Here is a 12,554-nt window from a genome sequence, read left to right as displayed (position 1 = left end):
CTCGACAAATTCTCCAGAATTTGTCGAGGTTTTCTCCAGGTTCAGACCCCCAGAATCCAGCCTTCTTCCTGCTCGACCTGAGCGATCAGCTCGGGGGTGGCGTCCTTGGGCGGACCAAAGGCCTTGGCCAGATCGCCGGCCTCGTCCATCTGCGCCAGGGCCTCGGCGGTGGAGCGGACCTGGGCCTGATCCTTGAACTCGCCCTCATTGGGCTTGGCGTCGAACATGGACGGCCAGACCTCGACCACCAGGGCCGACAGGGGCTCGACATCCTCGGGCGCCAGTTCGCGCCAGCCGGTGCCGAACGGCCAGACGGCGCCCGAAGATCCCAGACTTTCCAACAGCCTGCGCACGGCGGGTATGCCCACCAGGGTCTGGCCGCCCACGGCGCCCGCCCCGTGCATCTGCCACACGCTCTTGGGCTGCAGCTTGCCTTTGCGCGCCGCGTTCTCGGTCGCGCGGAACTCTGGGATGTCGGCGCCCGCGCCGACCGGAGGCTTGGTCGTGGTCAGCCAGCGCTGCGCCTGTTTCGCCGGCGCGCCCCACAGCGGCCAGGCCTCGTCGGTCATCAGCCGGTTCATCTTGGCCGCCACCTGGTAGCGGTTGTTCGTATTATCGGCCTTGTCCACGACATTGGACGCGATGAACTTCCACATGGAATTCCAAGGGGTTCCGTCCAGCTTAAGCCGCGCAGCCGTGCCGACCGGATAGCCGAAATTGAAGTCCAGACCGACCAGAACCCGGTCGCCGCGCTTCCTGTGATCCGCCAGGATCGAGGCCAGCAGGGCCTCGCCCTCGGCCCGGGTCGCGACATTATGCGTCTCGGTATAGAGGCGGAACCGCACGTCGCGCTTCGCCACCCCGATCCACAGCGAGGTGTCGCCGAGTTTCTTGGTTTCGGCGGCGGTCCAGTCGGCGACGACATAGGCGTCGAATAGGCGGGCCAAGGCGGCCTCCCGTAAAAAGGCGTGTCGATAGGAATGAGCGGGGGTTCTAGACCTCTCGCCGCCCAATCGGAAGGGGGGCGGTCAGCTCTTCAACAGGGCTTCCAGGTGCGACAGCCAGCGCCGACCCAGCCGCAGGGCCTCGCCGGGCGAGCCGGTCCCGCCTGTGAATGTGGCGTCCCACAGGGCCAGTTCGAACTCCGGATGGCGGGCGTCTGCGAACATCAGCCGCAGCACCACCTGTTCGGCGTCGGGCGCCAGAACGTCCAGCGACTTGCGCGCCTCGCCGCGGCGGATGCGGGCGACCACATGGCCGTCCACGATGATCTCGCCGCCCTCGACCTCCTCGAAGGCGTAGGCCAGGCCGTGGGCGCCGTTGGCCCACAACACCACCACCTGTTCGATATCGAAGTTCAGGGCGCAGGCCCGGCCCTCGCGCGGTGAAACCGCCTCGATCTCAGGCGGAGCGCCCAGGGCCTTCAGAAGGGCGCGGCGAATGCGGCGCGGCGGCTCCATCCACCAGGACAGGGCCAGGGCCAGGGTCGTCAGCAGGGCCGCCGCCAAGGCGATCAGCAGGATCACCCGCACGACCTCCGCCATGGCTCAGGCCTCCGTCCCGGCCGACAGGTCGATGTCGACCACCACCGGCACATGGTCACTGGGCTTGTCCATGTCGCGCGCGTCGCGATGGGTCTCGATCCCGCGCAGACGGTCCGCCGCCTGGGGCGACAGCAGGGCGAAGTCGATGCGGATGCCGTGGTTCCTCTGCCAGGCGCCGGCTTGATAGTCCCAGAAGCTGTAGGTTCCGGCGGGTTCGCCGCCGACCTCGTGCGCGTCAGCCAGGCCCAGATTCTTGAGGGCGCGGAACGCCTGACGGCTCTGCGGCTGGAACAGGGCGTCGTCGGTCCAGGCGGCGGGGTTCTTGGCGTCCTCAGCCTCGGGGATGACGTTATAGTCGCCGCACAGGGCCAGCGGCTCTTCGAAGGCCAGCAGGTCGCGGGCGTGCCGGTTCAGCCGCTCGAACCAGGCCAGCTTGTAGTCGAACTTCTCGGTGCCGATGGGATTGCCGTTGGGCAGATAGATGGACGCCACCCGGATCGGACGGGGGGCTTCAATCACCGCCTCCAGATAGCGCGCCTGTTCGTCGGTCTCATCGCCCGGCAGGCCGCGTCGGATGTCCGACAGCGGGTATTTCGACAGCATGGCCACGCCGTTGTAGCTCTTCTGGCCGTGGGTCTCGACGTTGTAGCCCAGGCTCTCGAAGGCCTCGCGCGGAAATTTCTCGTCCACGCATTTGATTTCCTGGAAGCAGGCGACGTCGGGGGCGGCCTGCTCCAGCCAGGCCAGCACGGTGGGCAGGCGGGCGTTGACCGAGTTCACGTTCCAGGTGGCGATGCGCATGAGGGCGACGGTAGGGCGCGTCTCGGTTTCGGAAAAGAGGTCGCGCAAAACAAAAGGGCCGCCGGATCGCTCCGACGGCCCTTCGTCTGGTCTGCGGTGGTCGCTTACGGACGGCCGCCGGCCGGCGCCGGAGCGGCGGCGGGCGCGGTGGTCAGCTTGCAGCCGCCGCCGATCTGCTGGGCGGTGGCGCAGGGATAGACCTGCTGGACGACGTTTTCAGTGTTCAGGCGGGCGATGAGGCCGTCGCCGGCCGCGCACTTGGCTTCATAGAAGACGCCGTTGGCGTTGCGACCCATCAGGCGGGCCTCGGTCACGTCGCAGGCGGCGGCCGCCGAACCCGCGAAATAGGCCTTAACCTGGCCGGCGTTTTCGGCCGTGGTGGTGAAGGCGCAGGTTCCGTTCTCCGCCAGCACCTGGATGCAGGGGGTCTTGGTCCAGGCGTTGTTCAGTTGCTTGAGCCAGAAGCCGGCGCCGTCGGAGCAGCCGGCTTCGTACATGATGCCGCCGTCGCTGGCTTGGCCCAGCACCTTCACTTCGTCGACCGTGCAGGCGACGCCCGCCTGGACGGCGTATTCGCGCAGGAATTTCTGCGTGTCGGCGTTTGCGGCGATCGAGCACTGCGGGCCGGGATCGGCGGCCGGGTCGCGGCTGCGCAGGACGGCGGCCGAATAGGCCAGGAGAACGCAGTTGGACGCTTCGGGCGGGGTCTTGGACTCGATCATAAAGCCCGGACCGACGGCGCAGGCGACTTCATAGACCGAGGTCTTGGCCGCCGTTTCGCCCAACAGCTTGGCTTCCGTCACCTGGCAGTTGGTGTTGGCGAGCGTGGCCTGTTCCTGTGCGGAAGCCTTGATTTGTTCCGCAGTCGGGGCGGCAGGGCGGCGTTCGCGACGTTGACGCGAGGCCGAGGCGCGCGAGCCGCCTTCAACGGTGGCGGGCTGGTTTTCCGGGCCGCGCTGCTCTTGCGCGAAGGCGGGAGCGACCGATATGGCGCTGAACAGGAGCGCCGCGAGGGCGGCGGCGATGCGGGCTTTCATGGGACACCTTCGATGGGGAACGGCTGAAGGCTTCGTGGCGATCTAATCGGGCGGGGTCAAGGCGACTGTGGACGTCTTGAGCAAGACCGGACTAAGGTTGTTCGTTTCAATTGGAGACGCACTTGGCGGATGATGCGACGGCCCTGGACCAGGGGATCGGGGCGCGAGGCCTGATCTATCCCATGCCCGATGCGCCGGCGCCCGGCGCGGCGATCGAAGTCGCGCGCGGGGTGCTGTGGCTTCGGTTCGCCCTGCCTTTCCAACTGAACCACGTGAACGTCTACGCCATTCGTGACGGCGACGGATGGACGGTGGTCGATACGGGTCTGCGCACCTCCAACAGTGTCGCGGCCTGGGAGGCGGCGCTGGCCGACGCGCTGGAAGGCCTCCCAATCCGCCGCCTGATCTGCACCCACATGCACCCTGACCACATAGGCTTGGCGGGGTGGCTGTGCGAACGCAGCGGCGCGCCGCTGCTGATGTCGCGCCTGGAATATGTGACCGCCCGCATGTTGATGGCTGAAGAGGCCGGCGACGCCCCCGACGACGGCGAACGCTACTACCGCGCCGCCGGCTGGAGCGAGGCCCAGATCGACCGTTGGAGGAACGACTATGGCGGGTTCGCCAAGGGCGTAGCGCCGATGCCGCGCAGCTATCTGCGGCTGTCGGATGAGGATGTGATCCAGATCGGCGGCGACGACTGGATGGTGGTGGTCGGGTCCGGGCACAGCCCCGAACATGTGTGCCTGTGGCGAAGGTCGGACGACGTCTTCATTGCGGGAGACCAGATCCTGCCTCGGATCTCGTCGAACGTCTCGGTCTGGCCGACCGAGCCTGAGGCTGACCCTTTGGGCGACTGGATGGACTCGCTGGCCAAGCTGCGGGGGCTGCTGCCCGAGGGGGCGTTCATCCTGCCGGCGCACGGAGAGCCCTTCCATGGCGTTCATGCGCGGCTGGACGCCCTGAAGCGCGGTCATGAGGTGGCGCTGAAACGGCTTGAGCGGACGTTGCGTCAACCGTCTAGAGTGATCGACGGCTTCCCGGCCGTGTTCGGTCGGGCGGTCGGTGACGGGGTGCTGGGCATGGCCACGGGCGAGGCCCAGGCGCACCTGAACTATCTGGAACGACGCGGCCGCGCCAAGCGGACGCGCGACGAGAACGGCGTCGACTGGTGGACAGCCGTCAAACGGGACGAGGAAACGACGTGAGCGAACATATCCGCACCCAACTGGCCGACGGCGTCCTGACCCTGACGCTGGACCGGGCCGACAAGAAGAACGCCATCACCCAGGCCATGTATTCGGCCCTGTCCGAGGCCGTCGAACAGGCGCGAACCGACGATACGGTGCGGGTGCTGCTGCTGCGCGCCGAAGGCGACAGCTTCTCGGCCGGCAACGATATCGGCGATTTCATCGCCCTTGGCGGGCAGTCGGCGTCGCCGAGCGAGATGCCGGTGTTCCGCTTCCTGAAGGCGCTCGCCGATATCGACAAGCCGGTTGTGGCGGCGGTGAAGGGGCGGGCGGTCGGCATCGGCCTGACCATGCTGCTGCACTGCGATCTGGTGGTGGTGGCCGAGGACGCCCTGCTGTCGGTGCCCTTCGTCAACCTGGCCCTGGCGCCCGAGGCGGCCTCCAGCCTGCTGCTGCCGGCCGTGATCGGCCATCAACGGGCGTTCGAGATGTTCGCCCTGGGCGAGCCGTTGGATGGTCGCACGGCCCTGGCCTGGGGCCTGGCCAACCGCGCGGTCCCGGCCGATCAGGTCGAGGCGGCGGCGGCGGATCTGGCGGCCAAGGTGGCGGCGCGGGCGCCCAACTCCATCCGCAAGACCAAGCGGCTGATGCGCGACGCGGAGGGCCTGTGGGCGCTGATGCAACGCGAGGGCGAGGCCTTTGGGTCGCAGATGAAGAGCCCGGAGGCGATGGAGGCCTTCATGGCCTTCACCCAGAAGCGGGCGCCGGACTTTTCCAAACTGGGCTGACTGTCACAAGACCGCGCCTTGATTTGGCGCGGCTTTGGCCCTAGTGCGCGCGGCTCTCCGTCGGAGCGCCCATGTCGCACGCCCCTGTTCTGAATCTGGCCCTGAATCTGGGCATGACGGCGGTTCCCAGCCGGATCGAGGCCGAGACCCCGGCCGACGCCGCAGGTGTCGAAGCCCTGATCATGGCCGCCTTTGGTCCCGGCCGTTTCGTCAAGACGGCCGAGCGGCTGCGCGAAGGATCGCGCCCGGCGGCAGGCTTCGTCGCGCGTCGGGGGGACCGGATCATAGGTTCCGTGCGGCTGTGGCCGGTTCTGATCGGCGAGACGAGCGGTCTGTTCCTGGGGCCCATCGCTGTGGATGCGGCCAGTCGCAGCGACGGCCTGGGGGCCGAACTGGTGCAGGCCTGCCTGGATCAGGCTCGGACCATGGCGGTCGGCGGGGTGCTGCTGGTCGGCGACCGCGCCTATTTCGAACGGTTCGGCTTCGTCGGGGCGCCCGAGGCGACCCTGCCGGGACCAGTGGATCGTCGTCGCGTCCTGTGGCTGCCGACCAAGGTCGATGCCGTTTCGGGACCGGTTCGCATCGGCTGACCTTTCCCGGCCGGGCTGCTGGGCCTAAGTCATGTCGGATATGACAAAAGCCGATGATCCCAAGTCAGGACTGAACGCTGTCGCCGAGGCGGCGAAACAGGCGCCGGGCCGGGGCCTGCCACCCGTGCATCTGTGGAATCCCGAACACTGCGGCGAGATCGATATCGTCATCCGGCGCGATGGCGTCTGGATGCACGAGGGCTCGCCCATCGGTCGCAAGGAACTGGTGCGGCTGTTCTCGACCGTGCTGCGCAAGGATCCTGACGGCTATCATCTGGTCACGCCGGTCGAGAAGTTGAAGATCGCGGTCGAGGATCTGCCGTTCCGCGCCGTGTCGGTCGGGCGCGAGGGCGACGACCTGATCTTCGTCACCGATGTCGGGGACGAGGTGCGAGTGGGCGAGGCCGATCCCATCGTGGTCGAGACCGATCCGACGACGGGCGAGCCGGCGCCGCGCGTTCATGTGCGGCGCGACCTGTGGGCGCGGATCGCGCGTTCGGTCTTCTATGAACTGGTCGAGATGGCCGAGGAGGTCGACGGGCGGCTGGTCGTGCGGTCGGGCGGGCAGGCGTTTTCGCTGGGAGCTGTGGGGTGAGTCTGGAGACGCTGAGAAGCCGGCTGGTCGAGCGACTGGCGCCGGTAGACACCTGGCGGCCGGAACTGATCGCGGCCCGCTCGGACTTCGACCTTAATCCCAAGGCGGCGCGGCCGGTGCGCGAACTGCGGCCGGCGGCGGTGCTGATCCCCGTCGTGGCGCGGGCCGAGGGGGCGACGGTGCTGCTGACGCGGAGGGCGGACACATTGGCGCGGCACACGGGGCAGATCGCCTTTCCGGGCGGTCGGCTGGATCCCGGTGAAAACGCGGTCCAGGCGGCGCTGCGCGAGGCGGATGAAGAGGTGGCGCTGAACCCGGACAGGGTCGAGGTTCTGGGGCTGTCCGACGCCTATGAGACCGGCACCGGGTTTCTGGTCACGCCCGTGATCGGCTGGCTGCACGAGGCGCCTGTCACGACGCCGTCGCCGGACGAGGTCGCCGAGGTTTTCGAAACCCCGTGGGACTTCCTGATGGACGCGGCCAACCATCGCCGCGACTTTTACGACATGGACGAGGGTCTGAGGCGCTGGTTCTGGGCCATGCCCTGGGGCGAACGCTATATCTGGGGCGTCACGGCGGGCATCCTGAAGGGGCTTCACGCCCGGCTGTATGGCGACGAGTCCGCGCCCCAAATCGCCGCTGAAGAGGACGCGGCATGAGTGTGTCCATGCTCGGTCAGCCCTGGCTGGAGGCGCCGGCCACCCGTGCGGTCATGGCGGCGCTGGAGGCGGCGGGCGGCCCTGACTGCGCCCGGTTCGTCGGCGGCTGTGTCCGCAACAGCCTGCTGGGCCGGGCCGTGGACGACATAGACATCGCCACGCGGCTGCGGCCGGAGGAGACGATGGCGGCGCTGAAGGCGGCGGGGCTGAAGGCCGTGCCGACCGGGATCGAGCACGGCACGATCACCGGGGTGTCCGAGCGCAAACCCTATGAGATCACCACCCTGCGGCGGGATGTGGAGACCGACGGGCGGCGCGCCGTGGTCGCCTTCACCGAGGACTGGGCCGAGGATGCGGCGCGGCGCGACTTCCGCCTGAACGCCCTCTACGCCGATGCGGCCGGGCGCGTGTTCGATCCGACCGGCGGCGGTCTGGCCGACGCCGCCGAAGGCCGGATCGTCTTCGTCGGCGAGGCCGAGACGCGGATCCGCGAGGACTATCTGCGCATCCTGCGCTTCTTCCGCTTCCAGGCCTGGTACGGGCGGGGCGAACCCGATCCGACCGGCCTCGCTGCTTGCGCCGCGCTGAAGGACGGGATGGCGCGGTTGTCGGCCGAGCGGGTGTCCAAGGAACTGCTGAAACTGTTGGCGGCGCAGGACCCGCGACCTTCGGTGCGCGCCATGGCGGAGACCGGGGTGCTCGCCGTCGTCTTGCCCGACGTGCAGCCGCTGGACCTGTTCGAGGCCTTTTGCGGGCTGACCGATGATCCGGTGATGCGTCTGTCGGCCCTGCTGCCGCAAGATGCGGCCGTCGTCGTGCGGATCGCGCAGGATCTGCGGCTGTCGAACGCGGTGCGAGACCGGATGGCGGCGGTCGTCGCCGAGGGCCCGGTGGTAACGTCCGACATGACGGAGGCCTCAGCGCGGGCGGCCATCTATCGGCTGGGGCGCGCCTGCTTTGAAGATCGGTTGACGCGTGCGGAGGCGCGGAGCGGTCGCGACGGAGCCCCTCTACGACGACTTGCGAGCGTCTGGACGCCGCCCTCAATGCCGGTCGGCGGGCGCGACCTGGCCCGGCTGGGCCGGACGCCGGGACCGGAGACGGGGCGCATCCTGAAGGCGTTTGAGGATGCGTGGGTCGCCGACGACTTCCCGCCCGATGGCCATGAAGACCGGCTGAAAGCGCTTATGGCTTCGCTCGGGTGAACTCCGTCACGACCGGATAATGGTCCGAGCCGGTCGGGCGGCCGACGTGGCGGCTGACCAGGGCCAGGTCCGGCGAGCGATAGACCTGGTCGATGGTGATGCCCATGAAGGCAGGCAGGCGGGTCGGCCAGGTGCCGGGAAAGCCCGGCGCAGGAACCAGGCCCAGGTCGGTCTTGATCTGCCGGCCGATCCGAGCGCTGGAGACGCTGTTGAAATCGCCGGCGATGAGGGTGGTCCCCGTCGCGGCCGCCTTGCGACGTTCGGTCAGGGCCATGACCTGGGTGATCTGCCCCCACTGATATTCATAGGGCCAGGGACGGGTCAGGTGGACGCCGAAGACGGTGATCGGCCCCAGCGGCGTGGCCACGACGGCCCCCACGGCGCTGAGCCCGTCCGGCCGCCCCGGCAGTTTCGTCGTGATCGGATAGCGGGAGGCGATGATGGAGCGTGCCCCGGATGGCCCCGGCTTTAGCCGTCCGTTGACCCGACGGTGGGGATAGCCCGCCAGCAGGCGGTCAATTTGGGCGATGGGCGCGTCCCCGACCTCGACCAGGATCACGATGTCCGCATCGGCCGCCTCGATCGAGGCGCGCATTGCGTCGACATCGGTATTGGGCGCCCAGAGATTGGCGGAATAGACCCGGATGACCGGCTGGTCCGGTTGGCGCAGGCCCGTCGGCGGCATCCATTGCGGCCAGACGGCGACGAGCAGGATCAGGCTCGCCAGCCCGCCCACGCCGACCGCCGGCCAAAGCCGCAAAAGCGCACAGCCCAAGGTCAGACCCGCCGCCGCCAACAGCACTGGCCCCGTGAACTGGGCCAGTATATCCACCCAGCGATGGTCCACGCCGCTGAGCGCCGCCACGCCGAAGATCGACAGGCCGATCAGGACCAGGCAGGCCGCCGTATTGGCCGCCAGCTTGAGCAGGGACATCGCGTGTTGCCTTTCCTGGTGAACGCTGTTGCCTATGCCGCGTTAGGGCGGCGCTGGGGAGGGCGACATGGCCAGACGGTCGATCACAGATATCGAAAAGATTTGGTCCAATGTCGAGGGGATCAAGAAGCTGTCCGACCGGGTGATCGGCATCGGCCCGTTCGGCATCGGCATGGACGGTCTGCTGACCTGGGTGCCTATTGTCGGCACGGTCTATACGGTGGGGACCGGCGCCTGGCTCTTGATGCAGGCTGTCCGAGCCAGGGCGTCCCCCGCGACCCTAGCCCGTATGACCGCCTATATGGCGGTGGATACGGCGACGGGCACGGTGCCCCTGGCCGGCGACGTGGTCGATACCTTCTTTCCCGGTCAACTGCTGGCGGCCAAGGCGCTGCAGAAGGACATCGAGACGACCCACTGGGTCGAGGACACCGAGGCGGGCGCCAGAGCCAGTGGCGATCACGAGCGGCATGTTGAGCGGGTCCGCAACGACAAGAAGCTGCGGCGCATCGTCTATCTGCACGACTGATTGCGCGCGTTGGCAGTCGTCTGATTTCCTAATTGTTCAGGCAAATGGTCATCTAATCAATGGTTTGAGTAATAAATCAGCCGTCCAGCGCGCCTGAGTTGGCGGCGCCCGCAGACTGATCTCCGACAAGAACGGAGATCCTGATGAGCGACGATTTCACTGCGCGTCTGAACCTGCCCTATCTGGCGGCGGGGCAGATGCAGAAACATGTGACCCTGAACGCGGCGCTGACGCGGCTGGACGCCCTGTTGCAGACGGCGGTGGTCAGCGCGACTATCGCCATCCAGCCGCCGGCGCCTTTTGACGGCGACCTCTATATCCTGCCGGACGGGGCGAACGGCGCGGCCTGGACCGGTCTGCCCGCCGGCGCCCTGATGCGGTTCGAAGCGGGCGGATGGAGCCGGGTCGCCACGCCCATCGGCCTGATCGCCCTGGTGCTGGACGCCGCCGTCCTGGTGGTGTGGGAAGACGACGGTTGGACGCCCCTGGGCCGGCGGCTGGACGAGGTTCAGGGCCTGTCGCGCCTGGGACTCGGCACCACCGCCGACGCCGCCAATCCGCTGGCGATCAAGACCAACACCGCCCTGTTCACCGCGCGCGCCCAGGCCGAAGGCGGCGACGGGGACCTGCGTCTGACCTTGAACAAAACGGCGGCGGGCGACGTCCTGTCGCTGCTGTTCCAGAGCGGCTACGGCGGACGGGCCGAGCTGGGCCTGGTCGGCGACGACGATCTCAGCCTGAAGGTCAGCCCGGACGGATCGACCTGGCGCCGCGCCTTCGGCGTGGACCGCGCCACCGGTCGGGTCGCTTTCGACCGGGGCGCGACCCGACGCGAGACGACGATCTTCGCCGCCGACGGCGTCTATACGCCGCCCGTCTGGGCGCAATGGATCGAGGCGGTCTGCGTCGGCGGCGGCGGCGCCGGCGGATCGGGCATGGCCGGACCCGCCGGTACCGCGCGCTTCGGCGGCGGTGGCGGTGGTGCGGGCGGTCTGAGCCAAGCCGTCTGGGCGGTCGCCGATCTGGGCGAGACCCTGGCGGTCGCCGTGGGCGGTGGAGGCATATCCGCGACCGGGGGCGTGGGCGGCCAGACCACGATCAGCCAGGAGGGCGTCGTGCTGCTGCGCGCCGGAGGCGGCGCTCGCGGCGCCGACGGAACCGTCGCAGCGGGGCAGGGTGGCGTGGGCGGCCTGGGGCAGCGCATCGGCAATCCCGGCGGCGACAGTCGGATCACGGCGGCTGCGTTCGGCGGCGGAGAAACTGTCTGTCCTGACGGCTCCGGCGGTGGTGGGGGCGGCGGCGGTCTGGGCGCCGGCAATATGGCTCAGGCGGGCGGTTCTGGCGGGGCGGGCGGCTGGGCTGTGCGACGAGCGGCCGGGGGCGCGGCGGGCGCGGCTGGTCAGGCTTCGTCGGCGCCGGGCCTGTCCGTGGTCGGCGGCGGCGGGGGAGGGGGCGACGCCTCGTCGGCCGCAGCGGGCGTGGCTGGCGGCGCTGGGGCTCTTTACGGGGCCGGCGGCGGCGGAGGCGGCGCGGGCCTGACCCAGTCGGGCGCAGGCGGCGCAGGCGGTGGAGGCGTGGTTCGCATCACGGCCGTCGGATGAGCCGGCGACGCTATCTGCCCGAGCCGGTCGAGGTGCTCGACCCCGAGGTCTGGGACGCACCCAGGACTCTGAACGACATGGCCCGGCGCGCCCAGACCGGCTTCGACGGCCGATGCGATCGGCAAACTCAAGACAAGGAGGACGAGGAATGACCGGAATCCCAACCCCAACCCTGGCGCCGGCGCCGACGCGCGACCGGCCTGACACCTTGGCGGAGGGCCGCTGGCTGTGGCGCAGGCTGTACGCCTTCGCCATCAGCGCCGGCCTGTGGCTTCTGCTGATGCGAACGGTGGCGCGGATGCCGGCCGAGATGTTGCCCAAGATCACGGACGGATTGATGGGGCTGCTGGCCCTGATCCTGGTTCTGTATCTGGTGGCGCCGACCGCCGAACAACTGGTCGCCCTGCTGGCCAATGCCCGGCTGCGCCTGACGGGAGGCCGCTCATGAGCGCGCGGTTGTCCGTTCGATCCCGGTCCCGCCTGGCCGGCGTCCACCCCGCCCTGGTCGCCGTGGTCGAGGCCGCTCTCGCGCGCAGTCCGGTGGACTTCATGATCACCGAAGGCCTGCGAACGCCTGAGCGGCAGGCCAGCCTGGTCAAGGCCGGGGCCAGCCGCACCCTGAAGTCCCGCCACCTGACCGGCCATGCCGTCGACGTCGCGGCCTTGGTGGACGGCGAGGTCCGGTGGGACTGGCCGCTTTACGCCCGGATCGCCAAGGCCTTCAAATCCGCAGCGCTGGAGCTGAACACCCCCGTCGTCTGGGGCGGGGATTGGAAGAGTCTGCGCGACGGCCCGCATTTCGAGCTGGACCGGAAGGCCTATCCATGAAGGCCGCGTTCATGGCGCAGGTCTTGACGCCGAAACCGTCAGGCTGAGTGGAGCGGCAAAAACGACTCGGCAACTTCTGCCGCTAGGCGTCGAAACTTGCCGGGTCGGCGTGAGCGCGCGTCGGAAAAATTCAACAAGATCAACAGTTCGGCGCGTGGTCCGGCCTGTTCCCGCCTGGCCCCGCCCTTGCTCTTAGGAGGGCGGAGCAAAATGCTCCCGACGCCAAAACGGCGTCGTACATACACAGAAGTGA

Annotated in this window: 16 protein-coding genes; 11 read left to right on the top strand and 5 right to left on the bottom strand. The window is 68.7% G+C overall.

Annotation, left to right across the window (positions count from 1 at the left end; genetic code table 11):
* Positions 1-41: 41 nt before the first annotated feature.
* The 4 genes from ACW177_RS13000 to ACW177_RS12985 form a co-directional block, all read right to left on the bottom strand.
* Entirely contained in the window at positions 42-947 is a 906-nt protein-coding gene (locus ACW177_RS13000; RefSeq protein WP_492026112.1) for a cobalamin biosynthesis protein CbiG, read from the bottom strand.
* Positions 948-1,028: 81 nt separating this feature from the next.
* A complete protein-coding gene (locus ACW177_RS12995; RefSeq protein ID WP_492026111.1) occupies positions 1,029-1,544 on the bottom strand; it encodes a hypothetical protein in 516 nt (171 codons plus the stop codon).
* A 3-nt stretch (positions 1,545-1,547) separates the two neighbouring features.
* Positions 1,548-2,345 carry an exodeoxyribonuclease III gene (gene xth / locus ACW177_RS12990; RefSeq protein ID WP_492026110.1) on the bottom strand — a complete coding sequence of 266 codons (798 nt, stop codon included), beginning with the start codon at positions 2,343-2,345 and terminating at the stop codon, positions 1,548-1,550.
* A 104-nt stretch (positions 2,346-2,449) separates the two neighbouring features.
* The gene (locus ACW177_RS12985; RefSeq protein WP_492026109.1) at positions 2,450-3,382 is read right to left on the bottom strand and encodes a hypothetical protein; all 933 of its coding nucleotides are present in this window, start codon (positions 3,380-3,382) and stop codon (positions 2,450-2,452) included.
* Between the two features lie 122 nt (positions 3,383-3,504).
* On the opposite strand from ACW177_RS12985, the gene ACW177_RS12980 reads away from it, so the two are divergent.
* From ACW177_RS12980 to ACW177_RS12955, 6 genes are all read left to right on the top strand, one after another.
* Positions 3,505-4,590 carry an MBL fold metallo-hydrolase gene (locus ACW177_RS12980; protein WP_492026108.1) on the top strand — a complete coding sequence of 362 codons (1,086 nt, stop codon included), beginning with the start codon at positions 3,505-3,507 and terminating at the stop codon, positions 4,588-4,590.
* Positions 4,587-5,360, top strand: a complete 774-nt coding sequence (locus tag ACW177_RS12975) for an enoyl-CoA hydratase (RefSeq protein ID WP_492026107.1) — start codon at positions 4,587-4,589, stop codon at positions 5,358-5,360. Before ACW177_RS12980 ends, ACW177_RS12975 begins: the two co-directional genes overlap by 4 nt.
* 71 nt (positions 5,361-5,431) lie before the next feature.
* Positions 5,432-5,950, top strand: coding sequence for a GNAT family N-acetyltransferase (locus ACW177_RS12970; RefSeq protein WP_492026106.1), 519 nt, complete (start codon positions 5,432-5,434; stop codon positions 5,948-5,950).
* A 40-nt stretch (positions 5,951-5,990) separates the two neighbouring features.
* Positions 5,991-6,545 (top strand): DUF1285 domain-containing protein, encoded by a 555-nt coding sequence (locus ACW177_RS12965; protein ID WP_492028120.1) that lies wholly within the window; start codon positions 5,991-5,993, stop codon positions 6,543-6,545.
* Entirely contained in the window at positions 6,542-7,204 is a 663-nt protein-coding gene (locus ACW177_RS12960; RefSeq protein ID WP_492026105.1) for a CoA pyrophosphatase, read from the top strand. Before ACW177_RS12965 ends, ACW177_RS12960 begins: the two co-directional genes overlap by 4 nt.
* Positions 7,201-8,409 carry a CCA tRNA nucleotidyltransferase gene (locus ACW177_RS12955; protein WP_492026104.1) on the top strand — a complete coding sequence of 403 codons (1,209 nt, stop codon included), beginning with the start codon at positions 7,201-7,203 and terminating at the stop codon, positions 8,407-8,409. The genes ACW177_RS12960 and ACW177_RS12955 overlap by 4 nt, the downstream gene beginning before the upstream one ends.
* On the opposite strand, the gene ACW177_RS12950 is transcribed toward ACW177_RS12955, so the two are convergent.
* Positions 8,390-9,343, bottom strand: a complete 954-nt coding sequence (locus ACW177_RS12950) for an endonuclease/exonuclease/phosphatase family protein (protein WP_492026103.1) — start codon at positions 9,341-9,343, stop codon at positions 8,390-8,392. The two genes, ACW177_RS12955 and ACW177_RS12950, sit on opposite strands and share 20 nt — an antisense overlap.
* Positions 9,344-9,410: 67 nt before the next feature.
* On the opposite strand from ACW177_RS12950, the gene ACW177_RS12945 reads away from it, so the two are divergent.
* The 5 genes from ACW177_RS12945 to ACW177_RS12925 all read left to right on the top strand — a co-directional run bounded on the left by ACW177_RS12945 (position 9,411) and on the right by ACW177_RS12925 (position 12,301).
* Positions 9,411-9,872, top strand: a complete 462-nt coding sequence (locus tag ACW177_RS12945) for a DUF4112 domain-containing protein (RefSeq protein ID WP_492026102.1) — start codon at positions 9,411-9,413, stop codon at positions 9,870-9,872.
* Positions 9,873-10,015: 143 nt separating this feature from the next.
* A complete protein-coding gene (locus ACW177_RS12940) occupies positions 10,016-11,473 on the top strand; it encodes a DUF2793 domain-containing protein (protein WP_492026101.1) in 1,458 nt (485 codons plus the stop codon).
* Positions 11,470-11,625, top strand: coding sequence for a hypothetical protein (locus ACW177_RS12935; protein WP_492026100.1), 156 nt, complete (start codon positions 11,470-11,472; stop codon positions 11,623-11,625). Before ACW177_RS12940 ends, ACW177_RS12935 begins: the two co-directional genes overlap by 4 nt.
* Positions 11,622-11,921, top strand: a complete 300-nt coding sequence (locus ACW177_RS12930) for a hypothetical protein (protein WP_492026099.1) — start codon at positions 11,622-11,624, stop codon at positions 11,919-11,921. Before ACW177_RS12935 ends, ACW177_RS12930 begins: the two co-directional genes overlap by 4 nt.
* Positions 11,922-11,929: 8 nt before the next feature.
* Positions 11,930-12,301: a M15 family metallopeptidase gene (locus ACW177_RS12925; protein ID WP_492026098.1), complete on the top strand. Its 372-nt coding sequence runs from the start codon at positions 11,930-11,932 to the stop codon at positions 12,299-12,301.
* Positions 12,302-12,554 lie beyond the last annotated feature (253 nt).

The organism is Brevundimonas sp. AVps23W (assembly GCF_058681395.1).
This window is presented reverse-complemented; position numbering and strand designations above follow the sequence as displayed.

What these genes read in the sequence shown, in the direction of transcription:
- ACW177_RS12950 (WP_492026103.1), bottom strand. Translation starts at nt 9,343, where the DNA reads ATGTCCCTGCTCAAGCTGGCGGCCAATACGGCGGCCTGCCTGGTCCTG.
- ACW177_RS12995 (WP_492026111.1), bottom strand. Translation starts at nt 1,544, where the DNA reads ATGGCGGAGGTCGTGCGGGTGATCCTGCTGATCGCCTTGGCGGCGGCC.
- ACW177_RS12955 (WP_492026104.1), top strand. Translation starts at nt 7,201, where the DNA reads ATGAGTGTGTCCATGCTCGGTCAGCCCTGGCTGGAGGCGCCGGCCACC.
- ACW177_RS12930 (WP_492026099.1), top strand. Translation starts at nt 11,622, where the DNA reads ATGACCGGAATCCCAACCCCAACCCTGGCGCCGGCGCCGACGCGCGAC.
- xth (WP_492026110.1), bottom strand. Translation starts at nt 2,345, where the DNA reads ATGCGCATCGCCACCTGGAACGTGAACTCGGTCAACGCCCGCCTGCCC.
- ACW177_RS12945 (WP_492026102.1), top strand. Translation starts at nt 9,411, where the DNA reads ATGGCCAGACGGTCGATCACAGATATCGAAAAGATTTGGTCCAATGTC.
- ACW177_RS12970 (WP_492026106.1), top strand. Translation starts at nt 5,432, where the DNA reads ATGTCGCACGCCCCTGTTCTGAATCTGGCCCTGAATCTGGGCATGACG.
- ACW177_RS12965 (WP_492028120.1), top strand. Translation starts at nt 5,991, where the DNA reads ATGACAAAAGCCGATGATCCCAAGTCAGGACTGAACGCTGTCGCCGAG.
- ACW177_RS12940 (WP_492026101.1), top strand. Translation starts at nt 10,016, where the DNA reads ATGAGCGACGATTTCACTGCGCGTCTGAACCTGCCCTATCTGGCGGCG.
- ACW177_RS12985 (WP_492026109.1), bottom strand. Translation starts at nt 3,382, where the DNA reads ATGAAAGCCCGCATCGCCGCCGCCCTCGCGGCGCTCCTGTTCAGCGCC.
- ACW177_RS12935 (WP_492026100.1), top strand. Translation starts at nt 11,470, where the DNA reads ATGAGCCGGCGACGCTATCTGCCCGAGCCGGTCGAGGTGCTCGACCCC.